The 19284-nt window shown below is 62.0% G+C and carries 17 protein-coding genes; 12 read left to right on the top strand and 5 right to left on the bottom strand.

Going from position 1 to position 19284, the window contains the following annotated elements; translation table 11 throughout:
* Positions 1-37: 37 nt before the first annotated feature.
* Together ESZ53_RS10280 and ESZ53_RS10275 are read right to left on the bottom strand one after the other, a co-directional pair.
* Positions 38-1021, bottom strand: coding sequence for a 3-hydroxyacyl-CoA dehydrogenase (locus ESZ53_RS10280; RefSeq protein WP_168187228.1), 984 nt, complete (start codon positions 1019-1021; stop codon positions 38-40).
* A gap of 7 nt (positions 1022-1028) precedes the next feature.
* Positions 1029-1961 (bottom strand): dihydrodipicolinate synthase family protein, encoded by a 933-nt coding sequence (locus tag ESZ53_RS10275; protein WP_168187227.1) that lies wholly within the window; start codon positions 1959-1961, stop codon positions 1029-1031.
* 189 nt (positions 1962-2150) lie between these two features.
* Here ESZ53_RS10275 and ESZ53_RS10270 point away from each other — a divergent pair, with 189 nt between their 5' ends.
* Positions 2151-2933, top strand: a complete 783-nt coding sequence (locus tag ESZ53_RS10270; RefSeq protein WP_129072738.1) for an IclR family transcriptional regulator C-terminal domain-containing protein — start codon at positions 2151-2153, stop codon at positions 2931-2933.
* Between the two features lie 69 nt (positions 2934-3002).
* On the opposite strand, the gene ESZ53_RS10265 is transcribed toward ESZ53_RS10270, so the two are convergent.
* The gene (locus ESZ53_RS10265; protein ID WP_129072737.1) at positions 3003-4496 is read right to left on the bottom strand and encodes an NAD-dependent succinate-semialdehyde dehydrogenase; all 1494 of its coding nucleotides are present in this window, start codon (positions 4494-4496) and stop codon (positions 3003-3005) included.
* 129 nt (positions 4497-4625) lie between these two features.
* Between ESZ53_RS10265 and ESZ53_RS10260 the strand changes: the two genes are divergently transcribed.
* The 11 genes from ESZ53_RS10260 to ESZ53_RS10210 all read left to right on the top strand — a co-directional run bounded on the left by ESZ53_RS10260 (position 4626) and on the right by ESZ53_RS10210 (position 17200).
* Positions 4626-5021 carry a nuclear transport factor 2 family protein gene (locus ESZ53_RS10260; protein WP_129072736.1) on the top strand — a complete coding sequence of 132 codons (396 nt, stop codon included), beginning with the start codon at positions 4626-4628 and terminating at the stop codon, positions 5019-5021.
* A 97-nt stretch (positions 5022-5118) separates the two neighbouring features.
* Positions 5119-6264: an FAD-binding oxidoreductase gene (locus tag ESZ53_RS10255; RefSeq protein ID WP_168187226.1), complete on the top strand. Its 1146-nt coding sequence runs from the start codon at positions 5119-5121 to the stop codon at positions 6262-6264.
* Positions 6265-6595: 331 nt separating this feature from the next.
* A complete protein-coding gene (locus tag ESZ53_RS10250; RefSeq protein WP_129072734.1) occupies positions 6596-7003 on the top strand; it encodes a nuclear transport factor 2 family protein in 408 nt (135 codons plus the stop codon).
* 58 nt (positions 7004-7061) lie between these two features.
* On the top strand, positions 7062-8648 hold the full coding sequence (locus ESZ53_RS10245; protein ID WP_168187225.1) for an ABC transporter substrate-binding protein: 1587 nt from the start codon (positions 7062-7064) through the stop codon (positions 8646-8648).
* 93 nt (positions 8649-8741) lie between these two features.
* Positions 8742-9758, top strand: a complete 1017-nt coding sequence (locus ESZ53_RS10240) for an ABC transporter permease (protein WP_129072732.1) — start codon at positions 8742-8744, stop codon at positions 9756-9758.
* Complete coding sequence (locus tag ESZ53_RS10235; RefSeq protein ID WP_129072731.1) at positions 9755-10672, top strand: ABC transporter permease; 918 nt, start codon at positions 9755-9757, stop codon at positions 10670-10672. Before ESZ53_RS10240 ends, ESZ53_RS10235 begins: the two co-directional genes overlap by 4 nt.
* 10 nt (positions 10673-10682) lie before the next feature.
* The gene (locus ESZ53_RS10230) at positions 10683-11705 is read left to right on the top strand and encodes an ABC transporter ATP-binding protein (RefSeq protein ID WP_129072730.1); all 1023 of its coding nucleotides are present in this window, start codon (positions 10683-10685) and stop codon (positions 11703-11705) included.
* Positions 11692-12684: an ABC transporter ATP-binding protein gene (locus ESZ53_RS10225; protein ID WP_129072729.1), complete on the top strand. Its 993-nt coding sequence runs from the start codon at positions 11692-11694 to the stop codon at positions 12682-12684. The genes ESZ53_RS10230 and ESZ53_RS10225 overlap by 14 nt, the downstream gene beginning before the upstream one ends.
* 113 nt (positions 12685-12797) lie before the next feature.
* The gene (locus tag ESZ53_RS10220; protein WP_129072728.1) at positions 12798-14429 is read left to right on the top strand and encodes a DUF885 family protein; all 1632 of its coding nucleotides are present in this window, start codon (positions 12798-12800) and stop codon (positions 14427-14429) included.
* 248 nt (positions 14430-14677) lie between these two features.
* Entirely contained in the window at positions 14678-15892 is a 1215-nt protein-coding gene (locus ESZ53_RS10215; RefSeq protein ID WP_129072727.1) for a Xaa-Pro peptidase family protein, read from the top strand.
* 72 nt (positions 15893-15964) lie between these two features.
* Entirely contained in the window at positions 15965-17200 is a 1236-nt protein-coding gene (locus ESZ53_RS10210; protein ID WP_129072726.1) for a CynX/NimT family MFS transporter, read from the top strand.
* Positions 17201-17242: 42 nt separating this feature from the next.
* On the opposite strand, the gene ESZ53_RS10205 is transcribed toward ESZ53_RS10210, so the two are convergent.
* Positions 17243-18049: an IclR family transcriptional regulator C-terminal domain-containing protein gene (locus ESZ53_RS10205; protein WP_129072725.1), complete on the bottom strand. Its 807-nt coding sequence runs from the start codon at positions 18047-18049 to the stop codon at positions 17243-17245.
* A 68-nt stretch (positions 18050-18117) separates the two neighbouring features.
* Complete coding sequence (locus ESZ53_RS10200; RefSeq protein ID WP_129072724.1) at positions 18118-19284, bottom strand: thiolase family protein; 1167 nt, start codon at positions 19282-19284, stop codon at positions 18118-18120.

Below are 19284 nucleotides of genomic sequence, written 5' to 3'. Positions count from 1 at the left end.
AGGCGCCCTCTTCGTAGCTAGTCGTGCGGTGAGGGCGCTAGCTTTCGAGAATGACGCTCGGCACATCGCCTTGGTGGCGCAGGCCCTCGAGCTTGATCATGGCGAGCTCGCGACGGAGTACGTTCGCTTCCCAGTTGTCACCGGGAAGGAGCTCATTCATCTCATCCATGACATAAGCAATGGTCTGGGGAATCCAAGGGTCACCGGTGCCGCGAGCGCTTCCGATGCGGGCATAGACGGCGCCGATGACTTCGGCATGCTGAGCCGTACCGCCGCGGGTGTTGAGCTCGGAAGTCGCAAAGGGGCCCGTAATCGACCAGCGCCTGCCGAGACCTTCGCGCACGAGAGTGTCGACATCGCGCGGGGTAACGACACCCTCGCCGACGAGAAAATACGCCTCGCGCAGCAGCGCCCCTTGCAGCCGATTGAAGACGAAGCCCTCGATCTCGTTCTTCACGACGATCGGAGAGATTCGCACTGAGCTGAGGAGGGCAGCGGTTATTGCCACCGTTGCATCACTCGTGTATTCCGAGGGCACGACTTCGGCCACGCGCAGTAGATAGGGCGGGTTTGCCGGATGCACGACCAGACAGCGATCGCGCCCGGCAAGCTCTGCGGTGAACTGTGACGACGGAATCGTCGACGTTGAGCTTGCCAGCGTGACGCCGCGCCCGGTCGCCTCATCAAGCCAAGCAAAGAGATCCCTCTTCACCTCGACAGACTCAGTGACACTCTCCTGAACGTGCACGGCACCCACAATTACATCCTCGCGGGATGTCGCTACGACGATGCGCTCCAGAACGGTCGCGGGAGATTCGCTGATGAGTCCCGCCTCAGCAAGATTGTTGAGGCGGAACTCCACAGCGGGGATGACGCGATCAAGCATCGCGGGCTCATAGTCGTACACGCGAACACGGCAGCCACTCGTTGCGAACACTACGGCCCAACCGATACCGATTGTGCCGACGCCGATAAGCGCTATGGTCGGCGCTTCGCCGTCGTGCTCGAGGCTCGTATTCACGCGTCGATCACAGGCCCAGGTGAGTGGACTGCTGCGCGATCCGTTCCATGATCGGGAGAATGCGGCTGACACGCTCTTCACCCTCGTCGCCCAGTTGCGCGAACGTCGTGAGCGGCGGGCGAACGGTACCCACGGGGTAGCCTGCGCGAGCAGCCAACTCCTTCGAGTAGCACTGGTGACCGTACGTGGGGTGCCCCTCGGCGATGATCTCGTCAAGTTCATCAATGAGTCGCTGGATCGTGCGCGCTTCTTCGTAGCGCCCCTCAGCGGCGAGCTGCACAAAGCCAGCGGATGCGCGAGGAATGTAGTTTCCGTACGGGTTGACGTAGCCGACCGCACCCAGAAGGTAGGAGTCGACAACGCGCTCTCCCGCGAAGACATTGATGAGGCCGTCGCTGGCTTCGAGCACGTCGCGTACCCGGCCGAGCTCTTGGCTCGATTCCTTGATGTAGCGCACGTTCTCAAAAGCGCGGGCGAGTCGAGCAACCAGCTTGGCGCTCATGTCGACATTCGAGGTGACCGGGTTGTTGTACAACATGATCGGAATCTGCACGGCTTCACTGATCGCCTTGTAGTGACGGAAGATCTCGTCATCCGTCGGCGTGTAGTAGAAGGGAGGAAGAATCATGAGGCCATCGGCGCCCAACTCTTCAGCCTGAGCACTGCGACGAACCGCTTCCTTCGTGCTGGCGGCCATTGAGCCAACGACGACAGGAATGCGACCATCGATATGCTTGACGGTCTCCTCGACGACCTGCTGACGCTCGTCATCGGTGATGGCAACAAACTCGCCGGTCGTGCCGAGCATGATGATGCCGGGGACCTTTTCTTCGAGCTGCCAATCAAGGAATCGCTTGAGCGCGGGGACGTCGATTGACGAGCCGTCGGCGGTGAATGGGGTTACGGCGACGGTATAACTACCTCGGAGTTCGGCGACCACAGTTTCCTCTCTGCGCACGAGTGTGCGTGTAATGAACATTTACAGCATACGGGAGTTCCGCGCCACGGAGCCAAAATCGACGCAAAGTGCTTCACTATGCGGTCGAGTTGTCCGTATAGCGCACACAAATGGTCCGTATCCGCTATATGCTAGTTTTCTTGTCGATTAAGATTCAGGTAGGGACAAAAAGTGAGCGATCCAGAAAGCCCAGCGAACGGAGCGGCTGATTTCGTCCAGTCCCTCGATCGCGGCCTCCGCGTCATTCGGGCATTCAGCGATCGGCATGATCGCCTCTCTATGGCCGACGTCGCTCGCGCCACCAATCAGAGCCGCGCAGCCACCCGTCGCTTCCTCCTTACCCTCGAGTCATTGGGCTACCTCGGAGTCGACGACAAGCGCTACTACCTCCGCCCGCGTGTTCTCGAACTCGGCTACGCCTACCTCTCGTCGTCAACGACGGTTGAGGTAACTCAGCACTACATGGAGGAACTCAGCAAAGAACTCAATGAGTCCTGCTCTGCGTGCACGTACGATCGCGGTGAGATTGTCTACGTCGCGCGTGCCGCCGCAGACCGAATCATGACTGTGAACATCGGAGTGGGTCGCCGACTCCCCGCTTTTGCCACATCGACCGGTCGGCTTTTGCTGTCGGCGCTCTCCCCTGCAGAGCTCGACGACTTTTTCGCGACCTACCCTCGCCCCGCACTCACCAACAAGACCATCACCGATGAAGGTGAACTTCGAGCCCTCATCGCGACGGCGGGAGAACAGGGCTGGACCATCAACGACGAGGAGTTCGAGCACGGAGTTCGCGCTGTCGCCGCCCCGGTCTATGACGCTGCTGGAAAGATATGGGCGGCCGTCAACATCTCCGTGCCGGCGTCCCGCGCCTCGATGAAAGAGCTCGAGTCAAAGTTCTTGCCACGCTTGCTCGAAGTGACCGAGCAGATCTCACGCGACATCAAGCGCTAATAACCAACAACAAGTAAAGGGCCGAGATTTCATCTCGGCCCTTTACTTGTTAATTACGAAGAGTGCTGACTATTCGAAGCTCGACTCATCAACTGTCAGCGCGATGTACTTCGTCTCCAGGAAGTCCTCGAGGCCCTCGTGGCCACCCTCGCGGCCCAGTCCCGATGACTTCACTCCGCCGAACGGAGCCGCTGGTTCGGCCATGATTCCGCGGTTGACCCCGACCATTCCGAAGTCGAGTCGTTCTGACAGCGCGACCGCCCGCGAAATGTCACGGGTGAAGAGGTATGCCGCCAGGCCGTAGTGGGTGTCGTTGGCAAATTCAAGCGCCTCGGCAACAGAGTCAACGGTGTAGAGCGCGGCGACCGGCGCAAAGATTTCGTCGTTGCAGAAGTCGTGCTTCTTGTCGGGGAAGCTCATTACCGTCGGCTCGAAGAAGAAACCGTCACGATCAATCGCCTTGCCGCCAAGCAGCAGCGTCGCGCCAGCGGCACTTTGGAAGTCTTCAACGAGATGCCCGGTGCGGTCACGCTGGCGAGCGTTGATCAACGGCCCAACCACGACGCTCGCATCGAAGCCGTCGCCCACTTCAAGCTTGCCTGCTGCAGCCACGAACTTCTCGGTGAATTCCTCGGCGATGTCGCGGTGCAAAATGATTCGGTTGGCGGCGACGCAGGCTTGGCCAGCGTTGCGGAACTTGCAATTGACGGCTTCCCTCACAGCAAGATCGACGTCCGCGTCATCCAGTACAACAAACGGTCCATCGCCTCCCAGCTCCATCGAGGTGTTGACGATGTTGCGAGCGGCCTGTTCGAGCAGCGTGCTTCCCACCCCGGTCGATCCGGTGAAGCTCACCTTGCGCAGTCGCGGGTCGGCAAGCAGCGGCGCCGAGATCGATGCCGAATTGCTCGTGTGGATGAGGTTCACCACGCCAGCGGGAAAACCTGCTTCCTCGAGCGTCGCCACAAACAGAGCCGCGGTCAGCGGAGTCTCGCTTGCCGACTTGAACACCACGGTGCATCCTGCGGCGAGCGCCGCCCCACCCTTGCGCGCGTTCATGAGCATGGGAAAGTTCCACGGGGTGATGAGCAGAGCGGGCCCCACGGGCTGCTTCGTGGTCATCACGCGGAATCCGCCGTTCGACGACGACGAGTATGTGCCGTGGATGTGGGCGATCTGCTCGGCGTACCACTGGAAGAACCCGATCGAGAGCGCGAATTCGCCCACGGACTCTGCTCGCGGCTTTCCGCTCTCGAGCGTCATGATGTCGGCAAAGGCATCCGCCCGGGATTCGAGAAGACGGTGTGCCGCGTGGAAGAGGTTTGCGCGAGCACGAGGCGCCATCGCGCGCCAGTCATCTTGCGCGGCGACGGCGGCGTCGAGCGCGCGTACGGCATCCGAGGCGTCTCCGTCGCTCACGCTGGCGATAACGCTGCCGGTCGACGGGTTAACTACCGAGAACTCGCGGCCGGTTTCTTCCCAGGCACCCCCGATGAAGATTCCCAGCGGAACCTTGTGGTCGCTGAGCAGTGAGTGTGTTCGGGGGGCTAGTGGTTCAACCATGGCGGCGCCTTCCTGGAGCGTGGGTGGTGTTCACATCAATTCTGTCATCTATCCGCTTTGCGCACGAGAGGGCGAATAGCGGTTATTCTCATTCATGATTGCACATCATCTAAAGGAGAGGCACAACGAATGTCGAACGAAACCGATGCCGCAGAGATTTGGGCGAACCAGCAAGACATGTACGTCGGATTTGAAACCAGCAACCGCGCTCGCACCGATCAGTACATCCACGCCGATTGCACGATCTGGGATTCAGGTAACTGGTCCATGGTGATCGGCCTCGACGGACTCAACGCTATTCGCGCGGCACGTCCCGCCGACGACGACCAGCCCAAGGTCCTCTCCCTTACCGCGCACGACCCCGTCACCGACGTGTGGGGAGATATCGCGGTCCTTCGCCACTACGCCACCGTCGTATTCGAGGGCGACACCCCCGACGAGCTTCTGCGCAACACCGGCGTGTGGCAGCGTGAACCCGAGGGATGGCGCCTCATCCACAATCAAGAACAGCGTTCGTGGGAATAACCTCCCCCTCCGCCTTCATGGTGCTGCGCTCCCGTGAGCGCAGCACCCAGGCTGCATAGTAGACACAGAACTCACGGGTTGATCGGGGATAGACACAGTGAAACAGAATGCAGAAGTTGCCGTCATCGGTGGCGGAATTACCGGCGCTGCGACCGCCTACGAACTAGCCAAGCGCGGCGTCGATGTCGTGCTGGTCGACGGCAAAGACCTCAACACCGAGGCCTCCGGTCGTAACGCTGGCAGCCTTCACGGGATGATCCAGCATCCGTCGTTCATGGAACGTGGCGAAGACTGGGCACGCAGTTTCCTCCCCGCCCTGCGGTTTCTCACCGATTCCCTCGAGCTTTGGGATGCGCTCTCCGCCGAGCTCGGAGTCGACCTTGAAGTCACTCGAAACGGCGGCATCCTGATCGGCGCTACTCAGGGCCAACTCGATGACATTGCGCGCAAGGTCGCGATCGAGCAGGAGGCCGGCTACAACTCCCGCATGCTCAGCCAAGCTGAACTGCAAGAACTTGCCCCCTGGGTCTCCCCCGATATGTCCGGAGGCTCGTACATGCCCACCGAGGGCAAAGCCAACCCCCTTCTTGCCGCGCCCGCCTTCGCTCGCGCCGCCGAAAACCACGGCGCTCGCTTTGCGCTGGGTGCGCCCGTGACAAGCATCACGCGCACCAGCGACGGCTACGAGCTCGAAGCCGGGGCAACCACCATCCGTGCTCGGTCGATCGTGCTGGCAGCCGGTGATGGCATGAATTCCATTGGCCGGATGCTCGGCCTCGACATTCCCGTCACGAGCGAGCCCGTGCAGGTGAGCGCCACCGAACCGGTCAAGCCCCTGGTGAAGCACCTCGTGTACTACGCCGGTGACAAGCTGACCCTGAAGCAGGCACACACCGGCGCGCTCCTGATTGGCGGAGGCTGGCCGGCGCGACGCAACGCTGAAGGCGAGTGGGTAGTGAATCCCGATTCGCTCCGGGACAATCTGCGCGTCGCCATGAAAGTGGCACCGGCGATCGCGAATGCTCACGTCGTTCGCACGTGGGCTGGCATCGGAAACGCGACGCCTGACCTGCTCCCGATCATCGGAGAGTACGACGCGGCCCCCGGGGTCTTCGTCGGCATCTACCCGCACATGGGGTTTACGGCTGGACCGCTCATGGGGCGCATTCTCGCCGACCTCGCCACGGGCATTCCCGTAGAACGAGACCTCTCACCCTTCTCCCCAGAACGCTTCGCGGACTAACCCGCTCGAGTGTCTCAGCGGGTCGCGGATCGCACGGAGCCACGCTAGGCCTGACTCGCGTTTCGGGCGCATGTACCGCAGATTTCCGCGGTGTTTCCGCGATCGAAATCGAGATTTGTTCGCAACACGAACACTTGTTCTATGATGTAACTTGCGTGTAGGCTCTCGATTCAAGAGGTCGACGCTCGAGTCTTACCCTAGATCTGAACCGACATTCCCACAACGAAAGTCGTGTTCGCTCTCGCGTCGCAGACTCACCGCCTCCTCTTGTTCTTCACCTCACGGCACTAACCGCACCGCTGGCAGATAACCATCTGGCGAGGGGGATCACATGACGATCGAAACCGACAAAGCCGAAATCTGGCACGGGCAGAACGAAATGTATAGCGGGTTCGAAACGCAGGATCGCCCGCGTATCGATCGCCACATCCACCCCGACTGCACCATCTGGGACTCGGAGCACGAAGCGTTGGTGTTCGGCCTCGAAGGCCTGAACGCCGTGCGAGCCACCCGACCGACCGGAGACGATCAACCACAAGTTGAATCGCTCGAGGCTTTCGATCAGGTCATCGATGTGTGGGGCGATGTCGCTGTACTTCGCCACATGCTCGTGGTTCGTTTCGAAGGAGACACGCCAGACGAGCGCATCCGCAACACGGGTGTTTGGCGTCGGACCCCAGAAGGATGGCGGGTCGCTCACAACCACGAAGACGTACTTGTGGCTTCGGCGGCGCACTAAAGAAACACAGACTGCACCACACCCTGCAACACCAACGGAACTGAAAGGAATGACCCTGATGAGAATCTCACGTGGCGGCGCTTTTGTTGCCGCTGTCATCGCGGGCGCTCTCGTGCTTACCGGTTGTACTCCGGCAGACACAGCGGCCCCCGACACAGTAAAAGACACCTTGGTATTGGGCAAGTCATTTGACCTTGCCACTGCTGACCCCGCTCGCAGCTTCGAAACGACCGGCGGAATCTTCGGCCGAGCGGTGTACGACACCCTGTTGACCTTCGCTAAGGGCGATGCAACCACGCCCATCCCGATGGTCGCCGAAAGCTACGAAGTCAACGAAGGCGCTACCGAATACACCTTCGCGCTTCGCGATGACGTCGTCTTCTCCGATGGAACGCCGCTCACCTCGGCCGACGTTGTCTTCTCCTTTGACCGCGTCAAGAACATCCAGGGCAACGGTTCCTTCTTGATGGAGGGTCTGTCTGTGACAGCCCCCGACGAGAGCACCGTCGTGATCACCTCCGAGAAGCCGAACACCGCTATCCCGGCGATCATCACCGCCCAGACGCTCGGTATCGTGAACTCCGAGGTCGTCAAGGCCAACGGTGGAACCGATGCTGAAGACGCCAGCACGACCGACACCGCTGAGGAATTCCTCAACACAACGTCGGCCGGTAGCGGTCCGTACATCATCGAAACCTTCAACACGGAGACAGAGACTGTCATCGTGGCGAACCCCAACTACTGGGGAGAGCCGGCAGCGTACGAGAAGATCGTGCTCAAGAACGCCACGGCTGAGAACCAGTTGATGGATGTTCAGAGCGGAACGATCGACATCGCGCTCGACCTCGGCTCTGACCAGCTTCCCGCAATCGAGTCGAACCCTGACCTCGTAATCGAAAGTGGCATCTCGCCCACGATCTTCTTCCTGTTCTCTAACGCGAACCCGGAGATCTCGGAGATCACCTCGACCCAGGCCTTCCGTGATGCTGTTAAGTACGGCCTCGACTACGACGGTCTGCTCGAAATCGCTGGCGACGGCTCCGAACAGGTTGCCGGCGTAGTGCCGAGCGTCTTCTTCGGTGCACTCAAGCCCGCCGACGTCACCGTTCGTGACCTCGACAAGGCCAAGGCAGCGGTAGCTGAACTCGGCGACATCGACCCAATCGAACTCGAGTACCCGAGCGACTTCTCGGTAGCCGGAATCAGCTTCGGAGCTGTTGCAGAGCGTATTCAGGCCAACCTGAAGGAAGTCGGACTCGAGATCACTCTCGCTCCGTCGCCCATCTCGACGGCGCTTGACTCCTACCGTGGCGGAACCGAAGAAATGGGTCTCTGGCTCTGGAACCCGGACTACCCGGACCCGGCCGACTACCTCGTCTTCGCTCCGGACAACATCGTCGGTCTCCGCGCCGGTTGGACCGGCGGCTCGCACCCCGAGCTCGTCGAGCTCTCTGACCAGGCTGCGATTACCACCGACGAGGCAGAGCGCGAAGCTATCTTCCGCGAGTACCAGCTGGCTATGAACGAGGTGGGCGTCTTCGCTCCACTGTTCCAGCCCGCAGCGTCTGTAGTCGCAGGCAAGGACATTGAGGGAGCAGTATTCTCCGCAGTGTTCGGAATTGACCTGACCTACATCGGAAAGTAATCAGGATCGTGCTGGTTGGCGGTTCTTCTCGAACCGCCAACCAGCACTCCACTAACCGCACGACGCATTCTGCGACGCGAGAGGGAGGCCCTCATGTTGTTTCGCTTCATCCTTAGCCGACTCGGTTCGGCCGCAATTCTCTCCGTCGGAATCATCTTCGTTTCCTTCATCCTCACCGCACTTCTCCCCGGCGATGCCGCCACCTCGCGACTCGGCGAGCGCGCGGCTGCTGACCCCGAAATCGTCGCCGCAATGCGCACCCGCTACGGGCTCGACCAGCCGCTATACATGCAGTTCTTCATCTACCTAGGCAACCTCCTTCGCGGAGACCTGGGTACATCGATTCGAACTCAGAACCCGGTTCTGTCTGACCTCGCTCAGTTCGGCCCCGCATCCGCTGAACTCGCCATCGCCGCCACCCTCATCGCCATCGTGATGGGAGTGGGCTTCGGAATCATTGCCTCGCTGCGCGCCAATGGCATCGTTGACCAGGTGCTTCGCGTCGTCAGCCTTGGCGGCGTCTCGATCCCCATTTTCTGGCTCGCCCTCATCGCGGTGTACCTGTTCTCAACCGTCAATCGCATCTTCCCCTCCTCGGGTCGACTGAACCCCGGTGAGACTCCGCCCCCTCAGATCACCGGCATGTACACCTTCGATGCCCTTGCGGCCGGCAACTGGCCGTTGTTCGTGAGTGCGTTCACCCACCTAATTCTTCCCGCGCTCGTGCTCTCGGCCCCCATGATCGGCCTTCTTCTGCGCTTCACCCGATCCTCGATGCTCGAGGTACTCGGAAACGAATACGTGCGCGCCGCCGAAGCGAAGGGCTTGCCTCGACACACCGTCGTGCTCCGTCACGTATTGCGCGGCGCGCTAGTGCCCGTGATCACCGTGCTGGGAACCGCGTTCGCGTCGCTTCTCGCTGGAACCGTACTCGTCGAGCAGATCTTTGGCTGGCCGGGCATCGGCGCCTACGCCTTCCGGAGCGCAAGCAACCTCGACCTTCCTGCGATCGTCGGCGTCACCCTGTTCGTCGCCCTCGTGTACATCACCGTCAACCTGATCGTCGACTTCTTATATGGCGTCATCGACCCGAGGATTCGCAGAGCATGACAACTTCAACTACAGACCCCACCCTCGCCCCCGACGGCATTCCGATCAAGCGCAGTCGCTGGCTGCCCGCGCGCAAGCGGCTTCCGGCCGCGTGGCGCAGGCCCCTCGCGGTCGTCGGCATCTTCGTTATCGTTTCGTGGACTGTCATCGCGATATTTGCTCCCTGGGTTGCACCCCACGATCCGCTCGCTCAAGACTTCGACCGGTACCTTCCGCCGTCGGGTGATCACCCGTTTGGCACCGATGTCGTCGGTCGAGACATCCTCTCGCGCGTCATCTATGGAGCTCGCGTCAGCTTGCCGCTCGCCGTTCTCTTGGTCACTCTCTCGGTGATCGTCGGCGCAACAGTCGGTGCTATCGCTGGCTACGTCGGTGGTGTGGTGGATGCAGCGCTCATGCGTGTTGTTGACCTCTTCTTCGCCTTCCCCGCGATCATCCTCGCGATGGCTGTCGCCGCCTCGCTCGGCCCATCGCTGACGAACGCGGTGCTCGCGATCGTCATCGTCTCGTGGCCGGCCTACGCCCGGGTGACTCGCTCACTCGTGCTGAGTCTTCGTGAAACGAACTACTTGGCCGCGAGCCGACTCTTGGGTGACTCGAGCGCTAAAGCACTCGTCAAAGAAGTAATGCCCAACGTCGCCGGGCCCGTACTCGTGCTCGCATCGCTTGAACTGGGTAACGCTGTGCTCCTCCTCTCCGGGCTCTCGTTCCTGGGCCTCGGCGCTGTACCCCCGGAGCCCGAGTGGGGCTCAATGGTCTCCTCCGGCGCTGCGGTGTTCTACAACTACTGGGTAGCCCTGTTCCCCGGGCTTGCAATCTTTACCGTCGTACTCGGCTTCAACTTCCTCGGCGACGCCATGAGAGATGCCCTCGACCCACGCTCGGCGCGCTCTGTCGCCACGAGCGAACTGTGAGGAATGACAAATGAGCCTTCTCGAAGTAGATAACCTTTCCATCCTGATCCGCGGTGGTCGCAACCTTGTTGAAGGTGTCAGCATCACCGTGAACGCCGGCGAGATCGTCGGCATCGCCGGCGAGAGCGGCAGCGGTAAAACCGTGACCGCGATGACCTCCCTTGGCTTCCTCCCGGCGGGCGCGACCAGCACCGGAGAGGTGCGCGTCAACGGTGTCGATGTGCTGTCCATGACACCGAAGCAGCTGCAATCCGTTCGCGGCACCGAAGTGGCCATGGTGTTTCAAGACCCCATGACGTCGTTGCATCCGATGCTCAATATCGGAACGCAGCTCACTGAGCACCTGAGGGTTCATAAGGGTCTCGGTCGCAAGGCCGCCTGGGCACGTGCCGCTGAACTGCTCGAGATGGTGCGCATTCCCGACCCCACGTCGGCACTGACCGCGTTCCCCCACCGATTCTCGGGCGGAATGCGCCAACGCATCGCCATTGCCATGGCTTTGGCGTGCGACCCGAAGCTATTGATCGCCGATGAGATCACCACCGCGCTCGACGTTACCGTGCAGGCCGGCATCCTCGATCTTCTTGACCGACTGCGCAAGGAGACGGGAATGGCCGTGGTGTTCATCACCCACGACCTCGCCGTTATGAACGTCATCGCCGATCGCCTGTACGTGATGTACGGAGGCCGTCTGGCCGAGAGCGGCGCCATCGGCGAAGTTCTCAATTCCACTCGCCACCCGTACACTCGCGCTCTTATCGAAGCGCTACCCGAGGGCGCTGCGCTCGGCAAGGCGCTCGTTCCCATTCCCGGTGAGCCATCGACGCCTGATCGTCGCCCGAGCGGCTGCGCCTTCAACCCGCGCTGCACGTTCGCCGTCGAGTCGTGCCGCACCGATGTACCCGAACTCCGCGAGCTAGAACCGGGACACTTCGCTGCGTGCGCCGTCGACCCTTTCGGCTCGCTACCCGAGGGCGCTATCCCCCTCGATATCTCACTCGCTCCTCGGAAGGATCAGCATGTCGCTTCTTGAAGTACGAGACGTCATTGTCGATTACAAAACCCCGGGCCGTCGCCCCGTTCGCGCCGTCGCCGGAGCTTCGCTTGAAGTGGGACCGGGCGAAATCGTCGGACTCGTCGGAGAGTCCGGATGCGGAAAGTCCACTCTCGGCCGCGGCATCGTTGGCCTGCAGAAGCTGACCTCCGGCTCTGTCACTCTCAACGGCATCCCGGTGAGTCCGGTGGGTCGCCGCGCACGCCCCAAGGCAGACCGCGGGCTGCAGATGGTTTTCCAAGACCCCTATTCTTCGCTGAACCCTCGCCGCCGCATCTGGCGCCAGATCGCCGACGGCCTCACTGACACCTCCAGCGATTCGTCGGCCCGCGCCGCTGCGGTAGTGCTGCTCGAAGCGGTAGGACTCTCCGCAGCTGTAGCCGACCGCTACCCTCACGAGTTCTCGGGTGGCCAACGCCAACGAATTGCCATTGCTCGGGCTCTCGCGCCCCAGCCATCGGTGATTGTGGCGGATGAGGCCGTGTCGGCGCTCGATGCCTCGACTCAAGCTCAGATTGCGAACCTCCTCGTGGGGCTCGCCAAAGAGCGCGGAATGGGCCTGCTCTTCATCTCGCACGACCTTTCGGTGGTGCGCCACATCGCCGACAAAGTCGCCGTGATGTACCTCGGTCGGATCGTAGAAACGGCGCCAACCGACGAGCTGTGGGAATCTCGGCTGCACCCGTATACCGATGCCCTCGTGCGAGCCATCCCGAGCCTCGAAGAGGATGCCGCTGCGCCTGTTGCCCCGGACGGCGAAGTTCCCGACCCCGCCGCCCCGCCGACCGGATGCCGGTTCCACCCGCGCTGCCCGGTCGCCATGGACCGCTGCTCGACCGAAGATCCGTCGCTCGTCATGATTGACGATTCACGCGCCGCCGCCTGCTGGCATCAGCCCGCCGGTGGCCCCGCCGTGCGACTGGAACTTCTTGCAACACGGGTTGCTGAGCCGCACTAGACCTGTTGGGGTTGTGTCCCTCCTGGCAGGGCCCCAACAGCACCTCTTCATCTACACATCAAACATCTACGCTCACAACGCTTCCCGCGGGTGAGCTCGTCAAAGGAGATCACATGGGACACGACGCCGTACAACAACTGGGCGCCGAAATATGGCAGTGGCGTCACGCGATAGCGTTCCACACGGGCGATGACATTCCCCGCGTCGACCGCGGCGCCGACTGGGTGCCGCAGTTCAGCGTTGCCGCTATCGACGACATCCGCAGCCGCTACGCCGAGTTCCACGCCCGCTGGGCGGCTATCGACGTCAGCTCAGAGCCCGTTCCCGTACAGGTCGACTACCGCTTGGTCGGCTCCTCCCTAGCTCGCGTCACCTGGGACATTGACACGCTGCGCAACTGGGAGAAAGACGCCGTCTTCCTCACGAGTCAGATCCTCGGCCCGTTCTTCGACCGCTTGCTTCAAGTGCCTCCTTTCTCTGCCGAACGCCAGCAGGCCTTGGTGACCGTCGCCGAGGCGATTCCTTCGCAGGTCGCCACGGCTCAAGAGAACCTCGCCCGGGCCGGCGTCAGCACCCTTGCGAAAGTTGCTGCCGAAATGCTGTCGGATGCCGGAGCCCAGTTCGCCGACACCGTCGAGAAGCTCGAGGGCTATGTCGATGCTGCCGTGCTCGAGCAGCTACGCAGCGCTACGCCCGCCGCCGCCGAAGCTCTCACCGCGTTCCGCGACTGGCTGGAAGCGAATGCTGACTCCATGGCACCAGATCAGGCCGTAGGTCGCGAGAAGTTCGTTTGGTTCCTGCGCAACGTGGCACTCGTCGCCGCCGAACCAGAGGACATGGTTCGCGCCGCCCGTCAGGACTACCAGCGCGCAGTGGTCTCCGAAACGATCGTCACCAACCGCTATCGCAATCTTGCCGCTGACACGCTCTCGGAGAACGTCGAAGCACAGGTTGCTCGCGAGGCAGAGCAAGAGCAGCAGGTTCGCGACTTCTATGAGTCCGAAAACCTTCTGAGCCAACCCGACAACCTGCGCCACTACCTCGTCGGCGCCCTGCCCGCGTATGTCGAGCCCTTGCGCTGGCTGGGAGTGACCGATGATCTCACGAGCGAGCAGCGAGTCGACATGGACGGCATTTCTTACTCGCCAGACCCGACTCCTGGGCTGCCCTACTTCTACGCGGCGAACGCACGCGATCCGCGGCTGGGCATCGTTCACGAGGGTGCGCACTACCAGCAGCTCGCGCTGGCCTCCCGTCACGAGAACCCGCTCCGTCGCCGGTACTACGACTCCGCGGCGAACGAGGGAATCGCGTTCTACAACGAGGAAATGATGATGCTGGCGGGGCTCTTCACCGATTCGCCACACTCCGAAGAGGTCATCCACAACTTCAACCGTCTGCGCAGCCTGCGGGTCATCGCTGATGTGAGCCTGGCAACGGGTGAGTTCAGCGTTCATGACTCGACGCAGTTCTTCGTTGATCTGGTTCCCATGGACCGCGAGACCGCTCTCGATGAATCGTCGATGTACATCGCGACGCCGGGGCTCGCCATGTCGTACCACGTGGGCAAGATGCTTCTCATTCGCCTAATGACGGATGCCATCAACCAGCAGAAGGACGCTTTCTCGACGCGCGACTTCCACGACTACGTGTGGCTCAACGGAAACGTGCCGTTCTCGCTTCAGCGCTGGGAGTTGCTCGGCGACCGTTCGGACGTCGACATTCTCGACGCTTCCATTTCCTAGCAGACCTGGCCTGCGGGTGGGGCGGCGATCATGCGGCATGTGTGCTCACGACGCCGCCCCTCCTCGGGTGTATCGAGGCAACCGCCCGACTCAAAGAATCTATTCCTGCACTATCTCGCCAGCTCAATTGTTCGGCTAGCGAACTAGTGTTCAAATTTCGAAACTTCCGCTACAGTGAAAAAGGACAAGCGGCCGCTCAGTTCAGTTCGGACCGCTGTGTTAAGCGAACAGAAACGAGCATTACGTTCATGATGGAAAAGATCGAATTCGACTACACCCAGCGCCTGTCGAAGCTCTGGACCAAACTCGATGAATCAAACATCGATGTCGTCTTTCTCCCCGCTTCGCAATCGGATCTTGAATACTTCACCGGTCTCGGTCGCCGCCTTCCGTCGTTCGGAAACATCGGCTATACCAACCACTGGATCTCGGGAGCGTTCATCTCCCCCGGCAACGACCCGCTCTTCGTTCTCACCCGTCACTTTCAAGAGTTCGACCTCCCCGACGGCATTGCCGGCGAGGTCATGACCGCGAACGAAAAAGACGACGGAGGCGAGATCTTCCGCAAGGCATTCGACAGCTACACGAGCAAAGCCAACACTGTCGCCATGGGCGCTCGTCCCGGCCAAGAAAGCTGCGGACACGAAGCGGATGCCGTCAACCGAATCGCCCTGAGCGGGCGCAGCTGGGCAGAAACCACCATCGAGTTGCGCAACCACAAGCCGGATGCTGACTTCGTGATCGCCGACACCATCATCAACCAGATCCGCCGCATCAAGGACGACCAGGAAATCGCCCTCATGCGCCAGTCGGCCAAGATCGTCGACGACGTTTTCGCCGACGTCGAGAAGATGGTCGTTTCCGGAATCACCGAGCTCGAACTCTCGTCTGAGATCGATCTCCGGATGCGTCAGCACGGCTCCCTCGGTGCCTCGTTCGACACCGGCGTGTGGGCCATGGGCCCTGAACTGGGCCGCGATGCCAGCGTGCGAGTCTCCAACGATTCCCTCAAGTCGGGTGCCGGTGTGAGCTTCGACTTCGGTGCGATTACGCAGGGCTACTGCTCTGACTTCGGCCGCACCATCCACATCGGAACTCCCAACGAAGAGTACGAGCGCGTGTACGACCTCGTTATCGCCGCGCAGGAAGCTGGGCGCCAAGCTGCTGTTCCCGGAGCGACCGGTGGCGATGTGCACCGCGCAACTCGCGCCGTGATCGAAGAGGGCGGCTACGGCGACTGGTTCCGTCACCGCACCGGCCACTGCATCGGCCTTGATGTGCACGAACTGCCTTACATCTCCGAAGAGGACAACACCCCTCTCGAACCCGGAATGCTCTTCACGATCGAGCCGTCGGTGTTCTGGCCCGGTCGCGTTGGCGTGCGCGTCGAAGACGTCTTCCTCATGACCGAAACCGGCACGACGAGCATCAACACTCACGCCAACGACCTCGTCGCCAACTAGGCGTCCGCTCGCTGCGGAACTGCGCCAGCCGGCGCCCAGACGTTCAGGTGCACCAGGACCGAAAGCAACGCCATGCCGCACTCCCATCCGCTCCCCCTGTGGGCGGGGCGCACCATCGCCCTTGTCGGCATTCTTCTGGTCGCGCTCAACCTGCGCACGGCCGTCTCCGCTATCTCTCCCATTACGCGTGAGATCGCCGTCGACATTCCCCTCGACAACGTGGCGCTCGGTCTGCTCGGGATGATCCCGCCGATGGCCTTCGCCATCTCCGCTATTTTCAGCGCCCCCATCGCGCGCAGACTCGGGCTGGAACGGTTCCTCATCCTCGCCATTGGCTTCATGATTGTCGGCCACTTGCTGCGCGCCGCTGCGGGCGGCTACGCCATCCTTCTGGTCGGCAGTGCGCTCGCGCTCGTGGGAATGGGAATTGGCAACGTGCTGCTGCCACCCCTCGTGAAGCGTTATTTTCCCGACCGCATCGGGATGGTGACGGCGCTCTACGCGACGCTGGCCTCGGCGAGCGCTGCCATACCCGCTCTCGTCGCCGTTCCCGTCGCTCACGCAACCGACTGGCGTTTGTCGCTGGGAATGTGGTCGATTCTGGCGTTTGCCAGTCTCGTGCCGTGGATAACGCTTCTGGTGCAGCGCTCGCGCGAGAAACGGGACACCTCAGCGAATGACACCGCCGAACTTCCTCAAGCACTGCCGCTGAGGGGGCGCCCGATCTGGCAATCGTCCGTGGCGTGGACCGTGGCCATCGTTTTCGCCATCTCGTCGTTCAACGTCTATGGCGTGCTGACGTGGCTGCCCGATATTCTCGCTCAAACAACAGACACCACAGCAGCGGAGTCAGGAGCGCTGCTCGCTCTCTATGCCGCCATGGGGTTGCCCGCGGCGCTCTTCATCCCGGTGCTGGCGGCGAGGCTCAAGAACGTCAGCCCCCTCGTGCAACTGGGCGTCGTATTCTTCATTGTCGGCGACCTCGGCCTGCTGCTGGCCCCCGGCTTCGCGACCACCCTCTGGGTAGTCTGCATCGGCTTGGGCGCGCTGCTGTTCCCGGTGTGCCTCGTGCTCATCAACCTTCGCTCACGCACGATGCGCGGCTCGGTCGCCCTCAGCGGTTTTGTTCAAGGCGTCGGCTACACCATCGCCTCACTCGGACCGCTGCTCGTGGGTGTGCTGCGCGAAACAACGGGCGGGTGGGTTGCCGTGTTCATCATGTTGATCGCGTCAGCGGTCATCGCATCGGTCGGCGGAATCCTGCTGCGCAAGCCCGTCTACGTCGAAGATCAGCTCGCGCGACGCTGAGCACGCTCGGTGCAGTCAGTGCGCTCGGTGCAGTCAGTGCGCTCAGACAGAGATCCGGCGTAGATCTCTCTGGATGTCATCCGCCGTCGCGAGCGCGAGCGGCAGGTGGTGCGCACGCAGGTACTCCACCGAGTCCCGGGTAGCACTTGTGGAAATGTTGAGCGCAGCCGTTACCGTGCCGTCGCCATCACGAATGGGAACGGCCACCGAGAGCAGCCCTGCCTCAAGCTCGCCATCCACGATCGACCACCCTTGCGCGGCGACTCGCTCGATCTCGGCTTCGAGCAGTCGAGCATCCGTGATGGTGGTCGGGGTGAGTGCCGGCATGGTGGCGCTGGCCAGCAGCTGTTCGCGCTCCGTCGCCGGAATGCCTGCGAGAAGAACGCGCCCCATGCTCGTGGCGAAGGCGGGAAAGCGCGTGCCGATCGTAATGCGCACGTTCATGATGTGGCGGGTAGGAACGCGGGCGACGTAGACGATCTCTTCGTCGAGAAGCACGGCCACAGAGGCGGATTCTCCCGTGGCGCGCGAGAGCGCTTCGAGGTGGGGTTGAACCACGTCGTGAAGCGAGAGCGAAGAGAGATAGCCAAAGCCGATCTCGAGAACCTTGGGGGTCAGCGCAAACTGACGCCCTGATGAGCGCACATAGCCGAGGGATTCGAGCGTGCGAAGAAATCGCCGGGCCGCAGCGGCAGGGATGCCCGCGTTACGGGCGACTTCGCTCAGCGTCTGCTGCGCATTGTCGGCGTCGAACACCCGCAGCACCGCGATTCCGCGTGCGAGAGACTGAACGAAGTCTTCCGCTGGTGCTTCTGCGTCTGACGTTGGGCTCACTTCAGTGTCTTTCATCGCACCTCCTCGAGAACTCTACCGAGGAACCTAGCGCCGCCAGCAACGTCACGGTTCGTGGTGGGGTCTTAGCGCTCGAGAACAACGGCCAAACCTTGACCGACACCGATGCAGATGGCGACAACGGCTACTCCGCCGCCGCGACGCTTCAACTCGTGGGCCGCATGGCCAATGATGCGACCGCCGGATGCCCCGAGCGGGTGCCCCATAGCGATGGCCCCGCCGTGAATGTTCACGCGTTCTGGGTCCAGCTCGGGCCACAGCGCGATACAGGCCAGCGACTGGGAGGCGAATGCTTCGTTCAGCTCGACGATGTCGACATCCGCCCAGGTTCGTCCGGCGCGAGCGAGTGCTCGGTTGGCGGCTTCCACGGGGGCGATTCCGAATACGTCGGGATCGCTGCCGGCGACGCCACGGCCTGTGATGCGGGCCAACGGTTCGATATCGAGCGCACCTTCTGCTCCCAGTAGCACGGCGGATGCACCGTCATTGAGCGAGGACGAGTTGCCGGCCGTCACGGTGCCGTCCTTGGCAAATGCCGGGCGAAGAGCGCTCAGCGTCTCCACCGTGGTGTCATCTCGAATTCCCTCGTCGCGCGCCAACTCGTGGCCAGGCACCTGAACAATTTCTCCGTCGTAGTGCCCCGCGGCCCAGGCTTCAGCGGCCAGCCGGTGGCTGCGCGCGGCGAACTCGTCTTGCCGGGTACGGCTGAGGTCGTGCATTAAGGCCAGCTTTTCGGCGCTCTGCCCGTTCGAGATCGTCCAGTCCTCGCGCAGCGCTGGGTTGACCATGCGCCACCCGATCGAGGAGTTCCAGATCGTCTCGTTAGCCAGCGGAAACGGCCGCGACGACTTCTCGACAATGAACGGCGCCCGAGTCATTGACTCGACTCCGCCCGCCAGGATGATGCTGGCGTCGCCCGCTTCGATCGCGCGGCTGCCTTGAATCACGGATTCCACTGCAGAGCCACACAGGCGGTTGACGGTCACTCCCGAAACGGAAGTGGGGAATCCGGCCAAGAGGGCCCCGAACCGCGCGACGTTTCGGTTGTCTTCGCCCGCCTGGTTGGCGTCACCAAAGATGACGTCATCCACGCGCGCCGGATCGAGGTCAGTGCGCTGAATCGCCGCCTTCATGACCACGGCCGCGAGGTCATCCGGTCGCACGTCGGCGAACGCTTTCCCGTGGCGCGCGAAGGGGGTGCGGACAGCGTCGTAAATATAGGTATTCGTCAT

The sequence above is a fragment of the Salinibacterium sp. UTAS2018 genome (genome assembly GCF_004118935.1).
Lineage (GTDB): Bacteria > Actinomycetota > Actinomycetes > Actinomycetales > Microbacteriaceae > Rhodoglobus.
This window is presented reverse-complemented; position numbering and strand designations above follow the sequence as displayed.